Below are 21,031 nucleotides of genomic sequence, written 5' to 3'. Positions count from 1 at the left end.
TCAAGCTTCACCATTCTTAGTGAAACGCCCTGTGCGGATCCGCATGCAGGGTGTTGTGGGGGCTGAGGGTTAGAGACCCTCGGCTACCCGATTAAGTGTTTGGTTGAGCTGCATATTCATAGAGCATCTATTTTTGATTTTGCTTCTAATACTGCGGTGCTAATCGCACCTTCTTGAGTTGCAAATTCACCCGAAATAAAACCTTGCAGCACAGCGGTGTAATTATTATTTGGCTCTATTTTCCAGACCGAGTAGTTGCCAACCCACGGCCCACCCGTTGGCCCTGAGGCGCTAGGTATGATTGTATGACCTTTGTGATCATCCGGAAGCTCATTCATTTATCCCACTCCTTATAGACACTTAACGCCCGCAGCACGCACGCCCTTGTAGGGTAGCCGCAGGCGGAACGAAAAGGGCGTCGCCGTGCATGCGCTTGTTAGAGCTCTTTACGCAATTTTTTGATTTCATATTCAGACGTGTTAAAGACCATTGAGATTTCGAAATCTGTATAACCCTCGTCATTTAGCTGGGTGACCAGCTTTTTTTTAATTTCTATGGAGCTCTTTTTGTCATAATAATCTTGGAGAGGATCTCCCCCCTCCATAATTATTTCCGTGTAGTACTGAGGTTGCGTTTGAAAGTATACCGGCGTAGCAATGTTGTACGGCCTAATGCCAACTAGACCAAGCATTACGGCTACTAATCGCAATAGGCAGAGAGCAAAAGCAGGCTCATTAAAGTTTCTGCCTTTTAGTTGATTCAGAGCTCTTTCGCTCCAAATAATCATTTGTTCACGATGCTTTGTACTTGTATCAATGTCCTGAACACGACGAATTATTTGAGTAAGAACTTTCCTGCACCAATCCTTCCGATGCTTCTCCGTATGAGCCTGGCCAGCAATATGCGAAGCCTTATCGCCTAAAAAGGCTCTAATCGTGTACTCAAAAAGCAATTCAAAACCTTCATCCATGAGTGACTCCGTGAAGTTCTAACGCAGTGCACACGGGCGGACAAAAGCGCAGCTTTTGGCTGTCCGAGCCGCGCAGCGGCTAAAGTGCTGCACCTTGTTATGTGTTTTCATTTTCCAGTGGCACCCAGTAGTAATAGAAAACTGATAGAACAACTAAGAATACTGTGACTACAACGTAGTTTATTGGCTCAGGAATAATTTTATATAACCCGAAAGCTGATACTGCGCCTACGCCTCCAATGGCCGAATTCTTTACAGCATTAGCCTTGATCTGCAAGCCACACTCCGGACACGTCAACACTTTGCTATTCGATAGCCGCATCACCCAGTAGAATCTTAGACGCTTACTGCAACTCGGACACTTAGACACTAAGAATCATCCTCTACTTACACATAACGCCCCGCACAGGGGCAGGCAAAGTGGAGCGGTTTTTGGGCATAAAATAGCGGAGCTATGCCCAAAAGGTGCGGAGCTTTGGCTGTACCAGCGACCAACAGGAGCGATTGCTGCCGATTGTTATACGTTTTTACCACAAGCCCTCCATCATTACAGGGTATGTAACTGGGCGATAACTACTAAACTTAATATCCCTGACGTGGGTAAAACCAGACCAAAGCATGCGACTGCCTTTAAGAAACTTAGTAGGGGCCACTCGTTTCTCTATTAAACTAATTTCTTGTGCAGTGGCTTCCCGGATGGCACTAGCTTGACCATAAAGGCGAACACCTGGCGGAGAAGTGAAACGCCCCAAAAACAGAGATTTTACCCAATATACAAAACCAGCCCTTACTGCCATTACACATATATTTGGATTTTGATCGATATTTTCACCAAGGGCCTTAGCATAATGATCGAAAAAATAACCTGTTTGGTCATCGCGCAAAAACACAGTGCCAAGGGGCGTTATATTTGGAAGGCCATCAGGAGAAATCGTGGCGACTGAACAGTAGATAGTAGATGCTTGACCCGCTTCCAAAACAGCTTTTACTTTCTGCCAATCTTCCTTGATATTCATTCGTACTCCTTGAACGTATAACAGTTTTGTTATAACGACTCGCGCCTTATATCACTTCCGCCCCCTTATCTAAAAATGGGCTTCAGCATCGATTTAAAAAAATCAGGGGATTCAATGGGATAGTGGCATCGCCAAAAACACGCACCGGACAAACGGAGACCAATTCCCTTTATTTCTGTGAAACATCCCTGTCCCCTGATCATATCCCGTTTTATATAAATTTCAATGCGTTAAATAGCGCGCCGCGATGTTAATGGGAATGGCTCTACTGTTCACCGCTCATAATGACGCAGAATCAGGCGTTATACGAGTAAGGTGGTGTTTGTTGGTTTAGTGGTATTGGATTCTGAATCAAGTTCAGAATGACGGAGGGTTGCGTTCAGAATAGTAGCGCGTGACGGTCTGAATGACGACGCAGGAAATTCAGAAGGATGGTTTCGATGAGAGGATATGTGAGGTGTGGCAGTTAGTGTGACTATCCGCCCACATAGCAGACGGATAGTGTATTCAAAAATAATTACGACCTATTTTGAGGCCAGATACGCTCGCCAAGCACCGAAATGGCTAATGTCTTCGGCCCCCACCAAGCCCGAGGCTTCGCAGATAAACCCACTCACTTGGCTGCCATCTGTCAGCGTGACTTTACCAATTCCTAAAGGCGCGGGAATGCCCGCTACAAAGCTACCGAATTCAGTAGTAGGCAAAGACCACACTTCTACTTCGATAGTCTGGCCTTCACCCGCTTGCGCTACGACCATACCGGGGCGAAATGGCGGGCCACCGGCCAGCGCATAGAGCTTGTAATTTGGCGCCGATGTGGTTTTTTCAAGCAGGTAGCCTCCGCGCTCGGTGAGCTGCCAATTTAGTGGCTGACCTTGTAAGTGAGCGCCGCACACTGCCACGGCTATGCGCTGCTGATTGGCAATTGGGCTAACGGTTGTGGGCTGAAAGGCGCCCTGATCTTTGCCCAGCGGCAAGTGGAAATACTGCTGTATGCGATTGGCAATCGACAATAATCGGCGATCAGTGAAGGCCTCACCAATTAAGGTTACACCAAAGGGGAAACCGCTCGCCGTGAAACCGGTCGGCACTGCCACCCCCGCCAGATCGAAGAGGTTCATGTAATTGGTGTAATAACCCAGATTGCTATTTAACTTAATGGGATCTGCGTTTACGGCGTCGATGCTATAGGGGCGGCCTGCGGTTGGGCTTAACAAACAATCTACCGACGCTAGCACTGAGGTCGCGGCTTTGCGCAGGGCTTTTAAACGGTATTGGGCTTGAAAGGCGTCTACCGCCGAACTCTTGGCGCCGCCACCGATAATGGTTTGAATTACCGGCAGCATGGCCTCGGGATTGTCTTGAATCATCGGCGTGGTCGCAATATAACGCTCCGCGACCCACGGCCCTTCGTAGAGTAGCCGCGCCGCTTCTATAAAGGGCGCAAAATCCACCTCGACAATTTCAGCACCTTGTTCTTTTAAGGCGGTGATCGTTTGCTCGTAGCTAGCTTGGTAATCGCTGTGACCGAAAAAGGCGAGCTGATCTGCTGGCAATACCCCGATTCGCAGCATCCCCTGCCACGTGCCGTAATACCGCGATTGATTGGCAAAAGGATTTACGCGGCTATAAGCATCGGTGGCGTCTTCGCCCTCGGCGACGGCCAAGAGTGTATTGGCATCGTCGCAGTGCAGGGCAAAAATCGTGATGCAATCCAAGGAGCGGCAAGCGGGCAACATGCCGCTGGCCGACAACAACCCAATACTGGGTTTGACGCCGACTAAATTATTAAAACACGCAGGCACTCGGCCCGAACCAGCGGTATCTGTGCCCAATGAAAAACTGGCCATGCCCAGCGCAACCGAAACGGCCGAACCGGCGCTGGAACCGCCGCTGACCATGCTCGGGTCAAAGCTGTTTTTACAAGCGCCATAGGGCGAGCGCACGCCGACCAAGCCTGTCGCAAACTGATCGAGGTTACTTTTACCCACGGGAATCGCGCCAGCATCAATTAAGCGCTGCACCACAAAGGCGGAGCGTTCTGGTATATAACTAAATTCTGGGCAGGCTGCCGTCGTCGGCACCCCCGCCAAGTCGATATTGTCTTTAATGGCAAAGGGAATTCCGTACAGCGGGAGCGCGTTTATATCCGCCTGCTCCAGCTGTAAAAAATAGGGTTCTAACTCTGTCGCGGTTAACGTGTGAATCCAAATATTGTGCTCACGATATTGTTCAATGCGCTCGCCAATGGTCGCGAATACCTCGCGAGGCGTAAGACTGCCATTCATATATTGGCCACGAAGATCCGTCAAACTTAAAGAAGAAGTAAAGCTCATGATAATGCCTCCAACACTAGTAGCGATTGCCCTGCACTAACCCGCGCACCTTCGGCCAATAATTGCTTTTTAACGCGGCCAGCCTCGGGCGCTAATATGGCTATTTCCATTTTCATCGACTCCAGTAATAGCAGCGGCTGCCCCTCTGTAACAATATCGCCCTCGGCGACCAGCAACTGCCACACACTGCCTGCCACCGAGCTGTCGACGGGAATCTCACCCTCGGTCAAGATGACAATATCAACATTGTCGACAACCTCTGGCGCTTGGTAATGGAATTGACCATCGGCATGCCAGCGCGCCAACTCCTCAGCAAAGGCTTGCTCGCGCTTCGCGTTGTGGCTGGCAATCTCGTCGCCGTTTTCTTGCAACATAGATTGATAGTCAGAAAGCGAGAACTCGCCCTCTTCAATCCGCAGCGGATACTTCCCTAATGGAAAGTCATTACGGATTTGCAACAGCTCATCATGCTCAACCTCGTAAAAGCGAATTTGATCAAAGAAGCGTAATAAATAGGGTTCGGTAAATTCCGCTGTGCGCCGGTAACGATTCCACATTTGCAGGGTACGACCAATAAATTGATAACCGCCGGGGCCTTCCATACCGTATACACAAAGATAAGAGCCGCCAATGCCCACCGAGTTTTCGGCAGTCCAGGTGCGCGCAGGGTTGTATTTGGTGGTGACAAGGCGATGACGCGGATCAACCGGCGTTGCCACTGGCGCGCCTAAATACACATCGCCCAAGCCCATCACCAAATACGCCGCGTTAAAGACAATATCCTTCACCGCCGCGATATCGTCCAAGCCGTTTATGCGACGAATAAATTCCAAATTGCTCGGACACCACGGCGCATTTTCACGCACCGACTGCTGGTATTTTTCAATCGCCAATTGGCAGGCGGCATCGTCCCAGCTCAGCGGCAAATACACGGTGCGCGACGGCACATTGAGGTGTTCTAGCTGGGTAGACAAATACATTTCTGCCGCCACTAATTTATCTAGCACGGCAGCCAAGCTAATTTTCATGGCGTCGTAGTGCAGTTGCAGCGAGCGTATACCTGGCGTGAGTTCGATTACGCCGGCAATCGGGTTTTGCTGCAAATACTGCATTAAGGCGTGGGCGCGAAAGCGCAGGCGAATATCCAGTTCTTGGGCGCCGTACTCCACCAGTAAGAAATGATCGCCGGCAACGCGGTAAACCACGTCATCGCCGACCTCGTCTGCACTTAGCTGCCGCACAATAGGTGACGGTAGGCTTGCCACTGGATAGGCGGCGGGTCCCGGTGGCGATAAGTCGCTTAAGGTCAGGCGCTGAAATTTTTCTGCGGCCACGGCGTCGTTCACCGTCACCGCCACAAAGCGTATTTTGTCACCGGCGCGAAGCTGGCCGAGCTTCCAAAGGTCTGCGGTGATTACCGTGGCAGGGCAAACAAAGCCGCCCAAGGACGGGCCGTCGGGGCCAAGAATAACCGGCATATCGCCGGTAAAATCGACCGTGCCAAAGGCATAGGCATTATCGTGAATATTCGACGGGTGCATACCGGCTTCGCCACCGCTGCTCCGCGCCCATGTTGGCTTGGGGCCAATCAAACGTACTCCGGTGCGACTGGAGTTGTAGTGGACTTCCCAGCTCGCCGCAAAAAATTCGCGAATGTCGTCATCAGTAAAGAAGTCTGGGGCGCCGTGGGGGCCGTAAATTACCCGCAGCTCCCAATCTTTACCAATTACCGGCTTAAGTATATTTGGCAGAGGACGACACGAAATACTATTTTCGGGCACCGTTTCGCTAAGCGATAGTACATCGCCAACTCGCAACGCGCGGCCACTGTGACCACCAAACTGACCTAAGGTGAAGGTAGACCGCGAGCCCAAATATTCGGGGCACTGAATACCACCGGCCACCGCCAAATAGGCGCGCGCACCGGCCACAATGCGACCCATCGCCAAGGTTTGTCCCGCTTTTATATTAATAACCTGCCACAGCGCCGAGGCTGACTCGCCTTTAGGATCGATAACGTGAGTATCCGCACAAAAGTGCTCGTCACTAAGAGCGTGGCCGTCGATCGTCACCGGAATTTCGGCGCCGCCAATGACCACTTGGGTATCTGCACTGAATAGTAAGCTTGGCCCCTGCAGGGTGATTTCCAAACCCGCTGCGCGAGGATCATTGCCCAATACACAATTTGCCATGCGGAAGGAATAACTGTCGAAGGGGCCAGACGGCGGCACACCCACATTCCAGTAGCCCAGCCTAGCGGGGTAATCCTGCACGGTGGTTTGGGTGCCCGCTTGCACCACATCAATACGACGGGGCTGCCAGTTAAAATCATTTAAATAGCGGGTGGTGAGCTGGCCGCTGATCAGCACCTTGTCGTTTAGCAAGGCCCGTAAATAATCGCGATTAGTGACAATGCCGTAGAGTTCGGTGTCGGCCAGCGCGGTGCGCAAGCCCGCAAGCGCCGTTTCGCGGGTTTCGCCGTGGAAAATAATTTTGGCCAGCATGGGATCAAAATACGGCGACACTTCTAAGCCGCTGTCTAGCCAATGGTCGATGCGCAAACCCTCGGTCACCGGAAACGCGACCTTGCTCAGCAGCCCTGCGCAAGGTTGAAACTGCTTGTAAGGGTCTTCTGCATACACCCGCACTTGCACAGCGTGGCCCTTGGCAGATAAGCCGCTGCGCAGCTGATCTAACTCGGGTAAATCACCGCTGGCTTGCATCAGCATCCACTTAACTAAGTCTACGCCCCACACTGCTTCGGTCACGCCGTGCTCTACTTGCAGACGGGTATTCACTTCTAAGAAATAAAATTCAGCGGTGTCCGGGTCGTAAATAAATTCTACGGTACCGGCATTGCGATAATTAACCGCCGCTAGCAATTGTTCAGAAAGTGCATACAAACGCTGACGCACACTGTCTGGTAAATTGGGGGCGGGGCACTCTTCTACCACTTTTTGGTTGCGGCGCTGAGCAGAGCAATCCCGCTCGCCGATAGCCACCACCTGGCCTTCGCCGTCGCCAAAGACCTGCACTTCGATGTGCCGCGCGCGGGCAATAAATTTCTCTAGAAATACACTGTCGTCGGCAAAATTATTACTGCCGAGCTTTTTTACTTTATCGAAACTGCCGCGCAGCTCAGCTTCGCTATAGCAAATCTGCATACCAATACCGCCACCGCCCGCGGTGCTCTTAAGAATAATGGGGTAGCCAATGGCAGCTGCTTCGCTAACAGCCGTTTCAAGGTCGGCCAATAAGCCGGTGCCTGGCGGTAGTGGTACACCCACGCCTTCGGCAATATCCCGGGCGCGGTGTTTTAGACCAAAGCTTTGCATCTGCTCGGCAGTTGGGCCAATAAAGGCGATATTGGCGGCTTCGCAGGCCGCGACAAAGCTGGCGTTTTCGCTGAGAAAACCGTAGCCAGGATGAATAGCCTCGGCGCCACAGGATTTGGCAATGGCTAAAATTTTCGCGGCATCGAGATAGGTTTCGGCGGCGCCACCCTCGCCAAGGCTATAGGCTTCATCAGCATTGCGTACATGCATACTGCGGGCATCGGCTTCGGCATACACTGCCACCGCAATAACATCGAGTTCTTTAAGACTGCGAATAATCCGTGTGGCAATCGCGCCACGATTGGCAATTAAAACTTTAGTGAACATAGTCGTCCATTAACGGGCCGTCCCGTGGCGCTTTACGACAGTGGCCGTCCACTGAAGATGGTTAAAACGAGTCTGACGTCGGGGGTCGGACGTCAGACGTATTCGTTAATATCATCCCAAACTAAGTACTGGATCGGGGTTGGGTTGTAAGCGTTGCAGGGGTTGTTTAATTGCGGGCAGTTAGAGATCAGCACATAGATATCCATCAATGCTTTTAGCTCCACGTATTTGCCTGGCGCAGAAATACCGTCGGCAAAACTGAGGCCGCCCGCTTCGGTTACGGGCACGTTCATAAAAAAATTGATGTTATGACTGATGTCGCGTTTGCTTAAACCGTACTCGGGTTTTTCAGCAATGGCGAGCATCCAGCTGTCGCGGCAGGCGTGCATACAGCGCTTTTCTAAATCGTAGCGCACAGTATTGCTCTCGGTGGCACAGGCGCCGCCCAAGGTGTCGTGCCGCCCGCAGGTGTCGGCAACAATTTCAAGCATGGCGCGATTTTCATTGCTGCGCAAAATTGAACCTGCAGTGAGGTAGACATTGCCCTGCTCGCGAATAGTGTCGGTCGCGCTATAGCGCTCACTGGGATTCGCCGCGCTGTAAAACAAAGTGTCTGCGGCTTGATTACCTTCTAAGTCTAAAATCCGAAAGGTTTGTCCGGCGCTGACTTTGCCAAGGTAGTAATCACCCGCGCCCACGGTCATCGAAAATACGGCGGTGTCGGCCTGTAATTGACTTGCTTTAATCATCTTCAATCCTCCGCCTTAAGCGCCCAAGTAATACAGGGCGTTATTGGCAAAACCCCGCGCATTTTCTGGGCAGTGGTTTAGGCATTCGTCATCCTCGGCAACGGCGGCTGCCAAACCAAGTTCGATACCAATGCGGTGCTTTGGATATGTTTCTGCCCAGCTATAAGGATGCGGGCAGCTATGCAGTAGCACCAAAGTATCCATTTCAAAGCGCAGCGTGACCGTGTCGCCAATCTTGCTGCCCGACGGCGCCAAGGCCATATTGCCCTCGGCGTCAGTCACTACCTTGCTAAACCAATTGAGATTGGCCGCCATGTCTGCCGCGCCTAAACCGTATTTGGCCAGCTCTACCAAAAAGGCATCGTAGCCATTTTGGTGCCAGTCGTTACGATCAGTTTGGTAGTCCCGCCCGCCCCATTTTTTGGCAATATGACTGGCGTGGCTATTGCCACACACCGTGTCGTGCCAGCCAAAACTGTCTGCGGTAATTGATGCAAAAATTCGGCCCATATCCGAATACAGGCAATGGCCCTGGGTCAATTTAAAGGTGTGCTGGCACTTCAGTGTGTCGGGCGCGTTATAGCGCTCCAGTAAATTGCGGGGGTTATAAAACAACATGCCCACATTGCTGCCGCCACTTAAATCCCGCAGGGTCAGTTGCGTGCCCCGCCGCAGCTCCAGTGACCAGTGGCCACCGGGCGCTAATTCTGTCGTGTAATTTTGCATTGCTATATTTCCTCCGCCTGCTTATTGGCAGACAGACTCCCGTCTATTTCTTCAAGTAATTCAGGTTCACAGGCACCGACCGGCAGGTCGTAAGTAATACCTGCGCCATAGGCATTAGGCGCTTGGGGGTCGACCCGCAGCTTGTCGAATACCCACAGGCGGGTGCCAAGGTGAAAACCTTCTTTTAGATCGTGGGTGACCATAAACACGGTGAGTTTGTGTTTGCGCCACAAATTCAACACCAGCTCGTGCATGTCGGCGCGAATACCGGGGTCGAGGGCACCAAAGGGTTCGTCTAATAAAAGGATACGGGGTTTTAAAATAAGAGCTTGAGCAATCGCCAAGCGCTGACGCATGCCCCCAGACAGTTCATCTGGGTAGCGATGCAGCATGTGACTCAGGCCAACTATATTAAGCAGCTCAGCGGCCTCTTCCCGCGCAGCTTTCTTTGCCGCGCCCCATAAAAATCCCAGTTTGCTGCGTTCAAAGGCGCGAGCGATCACCACGTTTTCCAATACCGTTAAGTGCGGAAAAACCGAATACTGCTGAAATACCACACCGCGACCCGAATCGGGTTCACTCGGTATAGCTTTGCCGTCCAGCAAAATACTACCTTGCGACGGCGAATCAGTGCCCAGTAGCATTCGCAAGAAAGTGCTTTTACCGCAGCCCGAAGCACCAACCAAGGTAACGAATTCACCTTCTTTTACGGTGGCAGAAATATTTTCCAAAATAACGTTGTCGTCGAAGCGCTTCCACACATTGCGAATTTCAATCATGACTTGCCCTCCTGCTGGGCATGCCAGGGGAACGCAACGGCGCTGAATTTGGCGAGGGCGTAATCGATAATAAATGCCAGCAAGGCAATCCACGCCACATAGGGCAGAATCACATCCATCGATAAGTAACGCCGCACTAAAAACACCCGATAGCCCAGCCCATCGGTTGAGGCGATGGCCTCAGCGGCAATCAGGAATAACCAGGCCGAGCCCAAGGACAAGCGCACTGCATCTATCAAGCGCGGCAGCAATTGCGGAATTAACACCCGCACAATAATTTGCCAGCTATTAGCGCCCAAGGTTTGGGCTTTGACGAGTTGCTCGCGAGGAATCTCTAAACTGCGCTTTTGAATATCGCGAGCAATAAACGGGGTAATACCAATGGCGATCAAGGCGACTTTAGACACCTCGCCCAAGCCGAACACAATAAACAATACTGGCAACAAGGCCATAGGCGGCACCAGTGACACCACGGTAAGCAGCGGTGCAAAGCTGGCATTGACGACCGGCAAGGCGCCGGTCAGCAAGCCGAATAACATACCCAGAGACGCAGCTATTGCCATACCAATGCCCAAGCGGCGCAAACTGCTTAAGGTGTCTTGCCAAAACAAGTAGTCACCACTGCGCTTGCTGGGTTCAAAAGCCAGGCGTTGAATGGCATCACCCATTTGCGTGAAGCTTGGCAGTAATTTGTCTTGGGGGTTTTCGGCAAGCCGTGCGTCGGATGCCGAAATATACAGCAGTAAAATCACTGCAAAAGGCAGTAGGGCTAGACCAAACCGCCATACTCGACTGGGTCGTACATTGATCAGTCGTTTCATAATTTGGTAAACCCTTATCCACAAGCTTAACAGGCTAAGCGAAAGGTGGTTGTAAGTAGGCGCATCCCTGCGCCTGATTGTTGTTGCCTGTAATCTACAGGCTTAGCCTCCCTCCCCGTTGGTGGAGGGTGATCTCGTCAAACGCGAGATTTACAGTTTGCCGTCTGCCGCCATTTGCATATAGCTGGGGTCAAAACGGAATTTGATATTGGCTTTGTTACCAAACACGCCAGATGGCGTTTCAATGCCGATAAAGCCAGCGTCGGGTGCACCGTCACCGAGTAGACCATGGGCAAAGGAAAATTCTGCCACATTCTTCATGGTGGTTTTCAGAGCCGCACTCTTAGTAAAGGCAACGGCTTCTGCTGGGGTGTAAAACATTTGGGTGCTTGCCAGCTGAGCTTCGTAACCAGCCAAATCGGTGCCCGACGCCACGCCCATGGTGGTGCGCGCCGCAATACCGGTTTTGTCTTTGGCGCTCATGGTGGCCATAATTTCATACCACGCGCCGGTCAGTGCCTTGCCCAATTTAGGATTGGCCTTCAAGACCTCGGTATTGATAACCATTAGGTCGATAATTTCGCCCGGAATTTGCGAGGAATCAAAAACCTTATTCGCCCCTGGCATACTCGTAATTTCGCTAAGCAGTGGATTCCACGTTGCAACCGACGTAACCCCTTCGGTGGGGAATACGGCGACCATATCAGCGTCGGAGGTGTTTACCACGGTAACGTCAGACTCGCGCATACCCACGCTCTCTAAACCGCGAGCGAGCAGGTAGTGAGAAACGCTCAGCTCAACCAAATTAACGCGCTGGCCTTTAATGTCTTTTAGTTTGTCAGAGCCTTTTAAGACCACGCCGTCATTGCCGTTAGAGAAGTCGCCTACAATCAAGGCCGTGCTATCGACGCCGCCCGCAGCGGGAATGGTCAGCGCATCCATATTGGTCATGGCGCAGGCGGCAAATTCGCCCGTGGTGTATTGGTTAATGGATTCGATGTAATCGTTGATTTGTACCACCTCAATATCGAGGTCGTACTTTTTAGCCCACTTATCCATGATCTTTTGCTCGGCGGCATAGCCCCAAGGCATCCAGCCGACATAAATTGACCAACACACCTTAAAGCTATCGGTAGCTGCGACAGAAAAAGAAGAGAATGTGAGTGTAAGCAGTAAAGCGGAAAGTCGCTTCATCGTTGAACCTCCAGAGGTTTCACACGGTTTCATAGAGCACTCCTGGCGCATATCGCCGTTCGTCTCCCGGGCTTTTGTCCCGCCGTGTAACCTTCTTGCAGCCTAGCTACGTACTCTGAAGGTCGAAAGCTCTCGGACCAGTCGTTGCTTTACCTATAGAAATAGTCGCAACCGGAACCCTAGCTTTCCATTTTTTGTATCGTGTCCAATGCCACCAAGAGTGCGGACACAAGACACTATACACATTACGTGCCAAACGCGGAAATGACCCATTATTGGCACCGCAACGGTGTTTTAAAGGTAAATAAGGCATTCATTAAGTGCACATTAGCGCACCAAATAAGGATGGACGCACCATATTGAGTCACTCGTGTTTTGGCTGAGCCCCTTGTCATAAAAACGCACTGATACTGACATTTTCTCGTCCCTATTCTGTAACAGCCCCCGCCTACACTGATGCGGTTTTAAATATCTCCTACCCACCAACGACGGGAACAATTATGAAAAGGGCATTATTACAACTCTCAATAGCGAGCATTCTCGCAGCGGGTCTAAGCGCTTGTGGCGGTGACGATGGTGATCGGGGCCCCGCCGGTGCAGATGGCGCCGCTGGCAACCCAGGTTCTGCTGGCGCGCCAGGATCAATTGGTACACCCGGCGCGAACGGAAATGATGGCAAGGACGGCCTGGAAGGTGCAGCCCTAAAGCGTTTTGCCTCAGCGCCCTTGGGTGCAGAGTTTACCGGCTTGTTCGTTAATAGCGACGGCGTGTTGTTCAGCAACATCCAACACCCAAGCGGCTCCAACACCACCATGGATGTCGACGGCAAGACTATTGATAAGGGCACCATCGGCGCATTTATGAATGTCGATGCAAATAATCTCGGCAATGTCGCCGCCATGGACTTCCCTATTACCACCGCCGATAAAGAGCGGGTACTCAGCGCCGCCGGTACCTACATGGTGCTAGCCCAACAGGGCGACGACCTCGCCAGCGGCAAACAAATGGGCGACATCGTTGCGGCGGATGGCAGCACGGTATTAAAAAACTCTAACGACCCTGACTTTAACGCGGCGGTTTCTGATGGTGGCACTGGCTACTTCCTCTACTCCAACTGGGAAGATCGGCCCGGCGGTATGAGCCGCATTAAACTGAGCAGTACCTATGCTGTGACTCAGGAGGGCATGTTAGATTTCTCGTCGGTTAAAGGCACGTGGGTTAACTGCTTTGGTACCTTGAGCCCCTGGGGTACACCACTAACATCCGAAGAACTGTATTTTGACAATACCGGCGATTGGTTTAATGCCGGAAATAGCCAAGCCAAATCGATTGCCGAATACCGAGGTTTCCCAACAGACGGCAGTGGTAATTGGGGCAACCCCTACGACTACGGTTATATTGTAGAAATTGGCACCGGCGGCACTGTTGCCGCAACTGACGTGGCCAATGTCACCATAAATAAGCTAGAACTCATGGGGCGCTTCTCCCACGAAAATGCGGTAGTTATGCCAGATTTACGCACCGTGTTTTTAAGCGATGACGGCAGCGGCACGGTCTTGTTTAAGTTTGTAGCAGATAATCCCAGCGACATGAGTTCAGGTTCACTCTACGCGGCTAAAGCTACGCAATCCGCCGGTGTTAAGGACCCTGCTGAAGCCGCTTTCGCCATTGAGTGGATTAAGATCGCCACGGGTAATGAAGCCACCATCGAAGCGGCTATCGCTAGCTTTAACGGCACTTTAGCCGAGGCCAAGCAAATTACCGCACAGCAAATCAATGACTACGCCGAGTCAAAGTTGAACGCCGACCTCGACACTAGCGGCACGGTGGCCAGCAATCCGTTTACTGACGACCGTGTCGGTTTCCTTGAGAGCCGCAAGGCGGCCGCAGCAATGGGTGCAACTGCCGAGTTCAATAAAATGGAAGGCGTAAATATCAACTTCGGTCTTGCCGACAACTGGTGGAATGCCGGCAGTGCCGACGGCAAGCAAGCCTATATGTATATGGCCATGTCCGACACCACGAGCACAATGTCAGATAGCAGCGGCGCGATTCAGTTAGACGGCACTCACGGCAAATGTGGCGCGGTTTACCGAATGAAGCTTGTTAAAAACAGTGCCGGCTTGGTCGATATCAAGACCCTCTCACCGGCGATTGTTGGCGGCCCCTACGACGGCAGCCGCAGCACCAACCGCTGTAACATAAATAACATATCCAACCCCGATAATCTGGTGGTTCTCGACGATGGCCGAGTATTAATCGGTGAAGACACCGGCAATCACCAAAACAATATTATTTGGTTGTTTGAAGATCCCGCTCTGTAAAACCCGCATGTTACAGCAGTTTAGAGGGCGGATTTATCCGCCCTCTTTTTTTTATTGGTAAGGAATCCATGAAAGCGCTCATTCTTATTTTTCTTTTCATTTTGGCAGCCTGTGACGCGTCACCAAAAGACAAGGTAAATCCAGCGCAGCACGAACAAGTGACAACAGATGCTAGCGTGCTAAAACAGCTCAAATTTCCCCCAAGAATTGCGGCCGGTAGTCAGGGCATATTACGCCTACCACCGAGCGACACCCTCTACAATGCCGAGGCGGTCATTCCACCCCAGTGCTATACCATGCACGAAGGGCAATACAACCCCTGCATGACCTGCCACCAGAGCTACCCCTACCGCAGCCGCCCCAACACTATGAACGACAGCAATTTGCAAAGCGTGTATGCCTTTTCTGATTTGGGCCTAAGTAACCACTGGCAAAACCTATTTGAAGACCGCCAGCAAAAAATAGCAGACATCAGCGACCAACAGGTTATCGATTATCTTTACACCGACAATTACAGTCCCTTAATAGAGCAGCTAAAGAGCACACCCGATTGGCAGGGACCCATTCCCGAGATTAAAAATTTGCACCTAGGCGCGGCGGCCTTTGACCAACACGGCATCGCCAAAGATGGCAGTCACTGGGTGGCCTTCAATTACAAACCACTACCCAGTACTTTTTGGCCCACCAATGGCTCCACCGACGATGTGATGATTCGCCTACCTGCAAAATTCCGGCAATCGTCCTGCCAAAACAGCCCAGAATCCCGAGACGCCTATCTGGCCAATCTCTCGATTTTAGAAATGGCGATTAAAGATCTCGACCAAATTTCGCTACCCGATATTGACGAAAACGCAGTATGTCAGGACCTAAATGCCGACGGTAAATTAGGTATCATCCAAACATTGCGCCGCCCAAGCCACTATATTGGCGGTGCCGCTGACGAAGTCCTTAGCCCCATGCTCTACCCTCTTGGCACTGAATTTTTACACTCGGTGCGGTACGTCGGCATCGATAAGAGCGGCGCCATTGGCCTACCCCCGCGCATGAAAGAACTGCGCTATATGCGCAAATATGACTACTATAATCCAAATCACTTGGTGTCCAAATACGGCAACGAATTCCAAGAGAAAGTCGAAGGCCTGCTACCGCAATTTATTCATCGTGACGATCAAGGCACCGATAATAGTTTTGGCTGGATGCTGCTTGGCTTTATTGAAAACCAGCAAGGTCAGCTGCGCAAACAAAGCGATGAGGAGCAATTGTTTTGTATGGGCTGCCATACCACTATTGGCTCGACCATAGACCAAACCTTTGCCTTTGCTCGCAAGGTGACTGGAGCCGAGGGCTGGTCCTATATCGACTTAGTCGGCATGCCCGACGCCCCAAATGTAGACACCCAAAATGCGAATGAAGGCGAAATTGCCCATTATTTGCGTACCGTCGGCGGCGGTAATGAATTTAGAGAAAACGATGAAATTCGCCAACGCTTTTTTAATGCTGATGGCAGCCTTAATACTACAGCGGTACAGGGATTGGATGTGTACCAGCTTATTACGCCGTCGCTACGCCGCGCGCTAGATTTGAATAAGGCTTATATGACCATTGTTGCCGACCAAGATTTTATTCATGGTCGTGACGCAAATTTAAAGCCGGTAACAAATGTGCATAAGGAAATTGATCCCGAAACGACGCCAGTGCTTCCAGGAGATAAAGCCGTGCAGTGGGACATTCGCTTGCAATGGACAAACGAGGAAAAAATAAAGAACACAGCACTTCCGTTAAGTACAAAATAATTAGATAGTGGCCAATGACTGCAAAGAACTTAGGGGCAACAATGACGCGCAAGTACGACACCTTAACAATAGCGCTAGCAGCAAGCTTAGCCACACTCATGCTAGCAGCTTGCAGCGACGGCAAAATATCGCCGTCCGGCACGCCAAGCAAAATCCAAAGTACAGCGCTGCTCACACACCAAAGCAGCGCGCTATTAATCGCCAATACTCTACAAAATCAATGGTATCTTGACGCCGCAAGCGCCGTCGCCAGCAAACCGCTGGGCGAAGCTGAGCGCGGCAAGGCGCGTAATATTATTTTATTTTTAGGCGACGGTATGAGTATCGCCACGATCACCGCCGCGCGAATTCTCGCCGGACAGCGCTTAGGCCAAAGCGGCGAGGAATACGCGCTGAGTTTTGAGTCATTCCCCTACACGGGCTTAGCAAAAACCTATAATGTCGATTCGCAGACCCCCGATTCCGCTGGCACCATGACCGCCATTGTATCGGGCCTAAAAACCGATGCCGGGGTGCTCGGTGTCGATGAAAACGTCATTCCCGGCAACTGCCAAAGCCTTGCAGGGAATGAAGTGATCAGCGCCCTGGAATTAGCTGAGCTAGCCGGTAAGGCGACGGGTATTATCTCCACCGCCAGAATTACCCACGCCACCCCCGCCGCAACCTATGCCAAAACAGCTGACCGCGACTGGGAGGCCGACAGCGACCTACCCGACGACGCAAAAGCGGCGGGCTGTAAAGATATCGCCAGCCAATTAATTGATTTTGAAAAAAATTTAGAAGCCCGTATTCCCGGCGCCGACGTCGACGGTATTGACGTGGTGATGGGCGGTGGTCGACGTGCGTTTATCGATAAAACCGACACCGGTGGCGAAGGCCATCGACAGGACAGTCGCGATTTAATCCAAGAGTGGCAGCAGCAATACCGCGACGGCGACTACCTGCAAAACACTGCTGATTTACAGGCGATTAAGCCAAGCGCAACAGGCAAAATTTTGGGTTTGTTTAATCCAACGCATATGCAGTATGAGTCAAACCGCGATACCAGCAACAGCGGTGAACCCTCGCTACAAGCAATGACCGCCGCGGCAATAACGCGACTAAGCCAGAATCCCAGCGGCTATTTTCTTATGATTGAGGGCGGCCGAATCGATCATGCCCATCACGCCGGCAATGCCTATAACGCCTTAAATGAAACCATTGCCTTCGCGGATGCCGTCGCGACCGCCATAACATTAAGCAATTCCGACGACACCTTAATTATAGTGACCGCAGACCACGGTCACGTCTTCAGCTTTAGTGGTTACCCCAAGCGTGGCAACCCTATTTTAGGCAAGGTAATAGGGGTTGGCAGCGACACCCCAGCGCTGGCCGCCGATGGTATGCCCTATACCACATTAGCCTATGGCAATGGCCGAGGTTTTCAAAACCTAGGCACGGACAACAATGCCGATACCGCTTACCGACAGGAAATACAGGCTGGCCGCCACAACCTAAAAGCAATAGACACCGAAACCAGCGGTTTTCACCAAGAAGCCTTAATCCCTCTTTCTGCCGAAACCCATTCTGGCGAAGATGTGGCCATTTACGCCAGTGGCCCCGGTGCAGCGCTCATTAGCGGCAGTAATGAGCAGAACCTGATATTTCATGTAATGAATTACGCCGCGGATTTTTTGCGCAGCCCGACAAGTCATTAAACAGCGGGCAGGTCTTTATAACAGGTATAAAAAAGGCGTACCGCCATTACAACGATACGCCCAAAAAGACCTAAAGGGTGGGTAAAAATTTACTTCGCAGAAACCTGCAACTGTCTGTGGTAACGAACTAATTCGTTATAGTGGCCTGCCGTTTTCTCTAACCGCGCTACCGCCGCGTTGTAAACAAAATCGTCAGAATAACCCTCACAAACCTCCAAACCTTGTGACGCGCGGTCAAGATATGCCTCAACGGCAAATCTTAGATTTGGCATATCCTCAGCTGCGCTTGCGCTTACCTCAGGTAAACTCGGCGGATTCATTACCGCAGCCAGCGCGCAATTCGCATAACTATTTAATGACACTAAAGCTAAGGCAGAAAAGACACTGCCTAATATTAACTTCTTCATCAGATACACCTCGCGCTACAAAGCACAAATTCTAATAACGATAGTTATGATACCAAAATACACACTTATATCCACAGAAAAATCAGTACATCGCCAAAAAATACTCAGAAATACTATAAATCTAACAATATCAATAGCTTAACAAATATCAAAACCTAACCCAGATAACCGTTACGTTACAATTATCCACATTGTGTCGTTGGGTATGTCCCTCCCACAAAACTCAAGTGAGAAGATTAGCCACAAATTCCAGCAATACGCAGATGCCAGGGAAAAATCTACCAAGCAACGACCCGCATTGGGTATTTACGGCCAAGAAAAAGCAAATAGTTTAGAGAGAGAGGAAGCTGGCCGCGGCAACGAGCGAACAGCATTCCAAGCAAGTGACTAAGGGTGGGGCTAGTAGCTCAGCAGACATCACCGCGAAGATCAAGGAAGCGATCAACCAATAAATCTGGCTCGGCGTCGGCTACCGGCGCGCCGTGATTGTAACCATAACTCACACAAGCAACCGGCATACCCGCCGCTCGCGCTGCCGTGACATCATTCACCGAATCGCCAACCATCACCGTATTGGCAAGCGGCACCCCAAGCTGCTCGCACGCCAAAAGCAATGGCGCGGGATCAGGTTTACGCACGGCCAAGGTGTCACCGCCGACCAAGACCGGCATCAGTTCTTCCAGGCCAAAATGCACGAGAATTGGCTCGCTAAATCGCGCCGGCTTATTGGTCACACAGGCCATTTTAATACCCTTAGCCTGCCAATGCTTTAAGGCTTCACGCACACCGGGGTAAAGCACAGTTTGCTCACAGGTCTGTTTGCCATAGTGTTCGAAAAACACCGCGAGCAACTGGTCGACCAAGGCTGTATCCAATGATTTTTCAGGCACTTCAAGCGCAAAGGCCAAGCCGCGCTGTACCAGCTTGCGGGCGCCATTACCAACCCAGCCCCGCACTCGATTAACACCGGCGGGCACATAATTGAGCTGTTCTAAACTTGCGTCTAGCGCCGCCGCCAAATCCGGCACACTGTCGATAAGCGTGCCGTCTAAATCAAATAGAATAGCCTGTAACTCACGGCCACCTAACAGGTCTTGCAATGCACTCATACGCTAGCCAATTCGTTCCGCATTTTTTCAATTGTTTCACTGTAGTCGCCGCCATTAAAAATCGCCGAGCCAGCCACAAAGGTATCAGCACCTGCCGCAGCAATTTCAGCAATGTTTTTGGCTGAAATCCCGCCATCCACTTCAAGGCGAATATCCCGACCAGAAGCGTCGATCAAAGCCCGCACTTCTTTAATTTTGTCGAGGGTCGAGGGAATAAAGCTCTGACCACCAAAACCAGGATTCACCGACATCAGCAAAATCATGTCGAGTTTATCCATGACATACTTCAATACGTCGGGGCCAACAGCAGGATTTAATACCAAGCCCGCTTTACAACCGGCATCCCGAATCATCTGTAGCGAGCGGTCAACATGCGTCGTCGCATCCGGATGAAAAGTAATAATACTGGCGCCTGCCTCAGCAAAATCGGCAATCATGCGATCAACCGGCGAAACCATCAAATGCACATCAATTGGCGCTTTCACACCGTGCTTGCGCAAGGCCTTGCACACCATCGGCCCAATAGTCAGATTCGGCACGTAGTGATTATCCATCACATCAAAGTGAACAATATCAGCGCCAGCCTCCAGCACCGCGTCGACTTCCGCGCCTAAACAGGCGAAGTTTGCCGATAATATCGATGGAGCTATCCAGTAATCTGCCATTTTAGTTTCCTGAAAAATTGAGGCGCTAGTTTAATGCGCAAACCATTACGGTATCTATAAGTACAAAGTCGGTATTTTACGGCACTTTCGGCGCTGAATCAGCAGGCCTCGGCGACGCACTTAAAAAGTCGTCGAGATCAGCCAAACGCTGGGGCGTACCGATATCCCACCAATGACCTTGAAACAATTCACCACTGAGACCGCCCTTGGCGATCGCGCTCTGCATAAGCGGTTTTAAGGCGCGCCGCCCTTGGGCCAAGTCCCGAAACATCGACGGGCGCCATACGCTAATACCGGAAAAGGTATGGCGCGGCCCAAGGTCGTCCTCAGTCACCAAACCAGCGTCGGTCAGCGCAAAATCACCACTAGGGTGATGAGGCGGATTTTCAATCAGCACAAGATGCGCCGCTTGCGGCCGACAGTTTAATAGACGGCTAAAATCAAAATCCGTCCAAACATCGCCGTTGACCAATAAAAATGGCGCGTCGTCGTCACTGTCTAAATAAGGCAGGGCTTGCACGATGCCCCCGGCGGTTTCCAGCGGCTGCTCTTCTCGGGACAAGTGCATGCGAAGATCATAGCAGTTGGTCGAACTGAGGTAGCCTTGAACTTGGTCGGCCAGCCAGGAACAATTAACCACCACCTCACTCACACCTGCGGCGGCCAGTTTGGCCAAATGAAAATCAATGAGCGGGCGACCGCCAGCCCGCAACAGCGGCTTAGGGCAGTGATCAGTTAGAGGCCGCATCCGCGTACCCAGCCCCGCGGCCAAGATCATCGCCT

General features: G+C 51.4%; 17 protein-coding genes and 1 riboswitch. Of the genes, 3 read left to right on the top strand and 14 right to left on the bottom strand.

Going from position 1 to position 21,031, the window contains the following annotated elements; all coding sequences use genetic code 11:
• Positions 1-116: 116 nt before the first annotated feature.
• From HNQ57_RS16805 to HNQ57_RS16760, 10 genes are all read right to left on the bottom strand, one after another.
• Positions 117-338 (bottom strand): hypothetical protein, encoded by a 222-nt coding sequence (locus tag HNQ57_RS16805; protein ID WP_184464950.1) that lies wholly within the window; start codon positions 336-338, stop codon positions 117-119.
• A gap of 98 nt (positions 339-436) precedes the next feature.
• Positions 437-970 (bottom strand): hypothetical protein, encoded by a 534-nt coding sequence (locus HNQ57_RS16800; RefSeq protein WP_184464948.1) that lies wholly within the window; start codon positions 968-970, stop codon positions 437-439.
• Positions 971-1,497: 527 nt separating this feature from the next.
• On the bottom strand, positions 1,498-1,986 hold the full coding sequence (locus HNQ57_RS16795) for a pyridoxamine 5'-phosphate oxidase family protein (RefSeq protein WP_184464947.1): 489 nt from the start codon (positions 1,984-1,986) through the stop codon (positions 1,498-1,500).
• 524 nt (positions 1,987-2,510) lie between these two features.
• Entirely contained in the window at positions 2,511-4,322 is a 1,812-nt protein-coding gene (gene atzF, locus HNQ57_RS16790; protein WP_184464945.1) for an allophanate hydrolase, read from the bottom strand.
• Positions 4,319-7,984: an urea carboxylase gene (gene uca / locus HNQ57_RS16785; protein WP_184464943.1), complete on the bottom strand. Its 3,666-nt coding sequence runs from the start codon at positions 7,982-7,984 to the stop codon at positions 4,319-4,321. Before uca ends, atzF begins: the two co-directional genes overlap by 4 nt.
• A 92-nt stretch (positions 7,985-8,076) precedes the next feature.
• Positions 8,077-8,733 carry an urea amidolyase associated protein UAAP2 gene (locus tag HNQ57_RS16780; protein WP_184464941.1) on the bottom strand — a complete coding sequence of 219 codons (657 nt, stop codon included), beginning with the start codon at positions 8,731-8,733 and terminating at the stop codon, positions 8,077-8,079.
• Between the two features lie 15 nt (positions 8,734-8,748).
• Positions 8,749-9,459: an urea amidolyase associated protein UAAP1 gene (locus HNQ57_RS16775; protein ID WP_184464939.1), complete on the bottom strand. Its 711-nt coding sequence runs from the start codon at positions 9,457-9,459 to the stop codon at positions 8,749-8,751.
• A 2-nt stretch (positions 9,460-9,461) separates the two neighbouring features.
• The gene (locus HNQ57_RS16770; RefSeq protein WP_184464937.1) at positions 9,462-10,238 is read right to left on the bottom strand and encodes an ABC transporter ATP-binding protein; all 777 of its coding nucleotides are present in this window, start codon (positions 10,236-10,238) and stop codon (positions 9,462-9,464) included.
• Entirely contained in the window at positions 10,235-11,059 is an 825-nt protein-coding gene (locus HNQ57_RS16765) for an ABC transporter permease (protein WP_184464935.1), read from the bottom strand. Before HNQ57_RS16765 ends, HNQ57_RS16770 begins: the two co-directional genes overlap by 4 nt.
• Positions 11,060-11,209: 150 nt before the next feature.
• Positions 11,210-12,253: a putative urea ABC transporter substrate-binding protein gene (locus HNQ57_RS16760; RefSeq protein WP_184464952.1), complete on the bottom strand. Its 1,044-nt coding sequence runs from the start codon at positions 12,251-12,253 to the stop codon at positions 11,210-11,212.
• Positions 12,254-12,314: 61 nt separating this feature from the next.
• Positions 12,315-12,447, bottom strand: a riboswitch (guanidine-I (ykkC/yxkD leader).
• A gap of 306 nt (positions 12,448-12,753) precedes the next feature.
• Here HNQ57_RS16760 and HNQ57_RS16755 point away from each other — a divergent pair.
• The 3 genes from HNQ57_RS16755 to HNQ57_RS16745 all read left to right on the top strand — a co-directional run bounded on the left by HNQ57_RS16755 (position 12,754) and on the right by HNQ57_RS16745 (position 18,067).
• On the top strand, positions 12,754-14,577 hold the full coding sequence (locus HNQ57_RS16755) for an alkaline phosphatase PhoX (RefSeq protein WP_184464933.1): 1,824 nt from the start codon (positions 12,754-12,756) through the stop codon (positions 14,575-14,577).
• Between the two features lie 68 nt (positions 14,578-14,645).
• Positions 14,646-16,370 (top strand): hypothetical protein, encoded by a 1,725-nt coding sequence (locus HNQ57_RS16750; protein ID WP_184464930.1) that lies wholly within the window; start codon positions 14,646-14,648, stop codon positions 16,368-16,370.
• Between the two features lie 14 nt (positions 16,371-16,384).
• Positions 16,385-18,067, top strand: coding sequence for an alkaline phosphatase family protein (locus HNQ57_RS16745; RefSeq protein WP_244966222.1), 1,683 nt, complete (start codon positions 16,385-16,387; stop codon positions 18,065-18,067).
• A gap of 89 nt (positions 18,068-18,156) precedes the next feature.
• Here the strand turns inward: HNQ57_RS16745 and HNQ57_RS16740 are convergent, their stop codons facing one another.
• From HNQ57_RS16740 to murU, 4 genes are all read right to left on the bottom strand, one after another.
• Positions 18,157-18,474: a hypothetical protein gene (locus HNQ57_RS16740; RefSeq protein WP_184464927.1), complete on the bottom strand. Its 318-nt coding sequence runs from the start codon at positions 18,472-18,474 to the stop codon at positions 18,157-18,159.
• Positions 18,475-18,881: 407 nt separating this feature from the next.
• Positions 18,882-19,583 (bottom strand): phosphoglycolate phosphatase, encoded by a 702-nt coding sequence (locus HNQ57_RS16735; RefSeq protein ID WP_184464925.1) that lies wholly within the window; start codon positions 19,581-19,583, stop codon positions 18,882-18,884.
• Positions 19,580-20,248: a ribulose-phosphate 3-epimerase gene (gene rpe, locus HNQ57_RS16730; RefSeq protein WP_184464923.1), complete on the bottom strand. Its 669-nt coding sequence runs from the start codon at positions 20,246-20,248 to the stop codon at positions 19,580-19,582. The genes HNQ57_RS16735 and rpe overlap by 4 nt, the downstream gene beginning before the upstream one ends.
• A 76-nt stretch (positions 20,249-20,324) precedes the next feature.
• Positions 20,325-21,026, bottom strand: a complete 702-nt coding sequence (gene murU, locus HNQ57_RS16725; RefSeq protein ID WP_221301778.1) for an N-acetylmuramate alpha-1-phosphate uridylyltransferase MurU — start codon at positions 21,024-21,026, stop codon at positions 20,325-20,327.
• Positions 21,027-21,031 lie beyond the last annotated feature (5 nt).

It is taken from the genome of Zhongshania antarctica, assembly GCF_014202945.1.
Taxonomy (GTDB): Bacteria; Pseudomonadota; Gammaproteobacteria; order Pseudomonadales; family Spongiibacteraceae; genus Spongiibacter; species Spongiibacter antarcticus.
Note: the sequence above shows the minus strand (reverse complement) of the source record. Positions and strands in the feature narration are given on the sequence as shown.

What these genes read in the sequence shown, in the direction of transcription:
- atzF (WP_184464945.1), bottom strand. Translation starts at nt 4,322, where the DNA reads ATGAGCTTTACTTCTTCTTTAAGTTTGACGGATCTTCGTGGCCAATAT.
- murU (WP_221301778.1), bottom strand. Translation starts at nt 21,026, where the DNA reads ATGATCTTGGCCGCGGGGCTGGGTACGCGGATGCGGCCTCTAACTGAT.
- HNQ57_RS16740 (WP_184464927.1), bottom strand. Translation starts at nt 18,474, where the DNA reads ATGAAGAAGTTAATATTAGGCAGTGTCTTTTCTGCCTTAGCTTTAGTG.
- HNQ57_RS16765 (WP_184464935.1), bottom strand. Translation starts at nt 11,059, where the DNA reads ATGAAACGACTGATCAATGTACGACCCAGTCGAGTATGGCGGTTTGGT.
- HNQ57_RS16760 (WP_184464952.1), bottom strand. Translation starts at nt 12,253, where the DNA reads ATGAAGCGACTTTCCGCTTTACTGCTTACACTCACATTCTCTTCTTTT.
- HNQ57_RS16770 (WP_184464937.1), bottom strand. Translation starts at nt 10,238, where the DNA reads ATGATTGAAATTCGCAATGTGTGGAAGCGCTTCGACGACAACGTTATT.
- HNQ57_RS16775 (WP_184464939.1), bottom strand. Translation starts at nt 9,459, where the DNA reads ATGCAAAATTACACGACAGAATTAGCGCCCGGTGGCCACTGGTCACTG.
- HNQ57_RS16735 (WP_184464925.1), bottom strand. Translation starts at nt 19,583, where the DNA reads ATGAGTGCATTGCAAGACCTGTTAGGTGGCCGTGAGTTACAGGCTATT.
- HNQ57_RS16805 (WP_184464950.1), bottom strand. Translation starts at nt 338, where the DNA reads ATGAATGAGCTTCCGGATGATCACAAAGGTCATACAATCATACCTAGC.
- uca (WP_184464943.1), bottom strand. Translation starts at nt 7,984, where the DNA reads ATGTTCACTAAAGTTTTAATTGCCAATCGTGGCGCGATTGCCACACGG.
- rpe (WP_184464923.1), bottom strand. Translation starts at nt 20,248, where the DNA reads ATGGCAGATTACTGGATAGCTCCATCGATATTATCGGCAAACTTCGCC.
- HNQ57_RS16750 (WP_184464930.1), top strand. Translation starts at nt 14,646, where the DNA reads ATGAAAGCGCTCATTCTTATTTTTCTTTTCATTTTGGCAGCCTGTGAC.
- HNQ57_RS16780 (WP_184464941.1), bottom strand. Translation starts at nt 8,733, where the DNA reads ATGATTAAAGCAAGTCAATTACAGGCCGACACCGCCGTATTTTCGATG.
- HNQ57_RS16800 (WP_184464948.1), bottom strand. Translation starts at nt 970, where the DNA reads ATGGATGAAGGTTTTGAATTGCTTTTTGAGTACACGATTAGAGCCTTT.
- HNQ57_RS16755 (WP_184464933.1), top strand. Translation starts at nt 12,754, where the DNA reads ATGAAAAGGGCATTATTACAACTCTCAATAGCGAGCATTCTCGCAGCG.
- HNQ57_RS16795 (WP_184464947.1), bottom strand. Translation starts at nt 1,986, where the DNA reads ATGAATATCAAGGAAGATTGGCAGAAAGTAAAAGCTGTTTTGGAAGCG.
- HNQ57_RS16745 (WP_244966222.1), top strand. Translation starts at nt 16,385, where the DNA reads ATGACTGCAAAGAACTTAGGGGCAACAATGACGCGCAAGTACGACACC.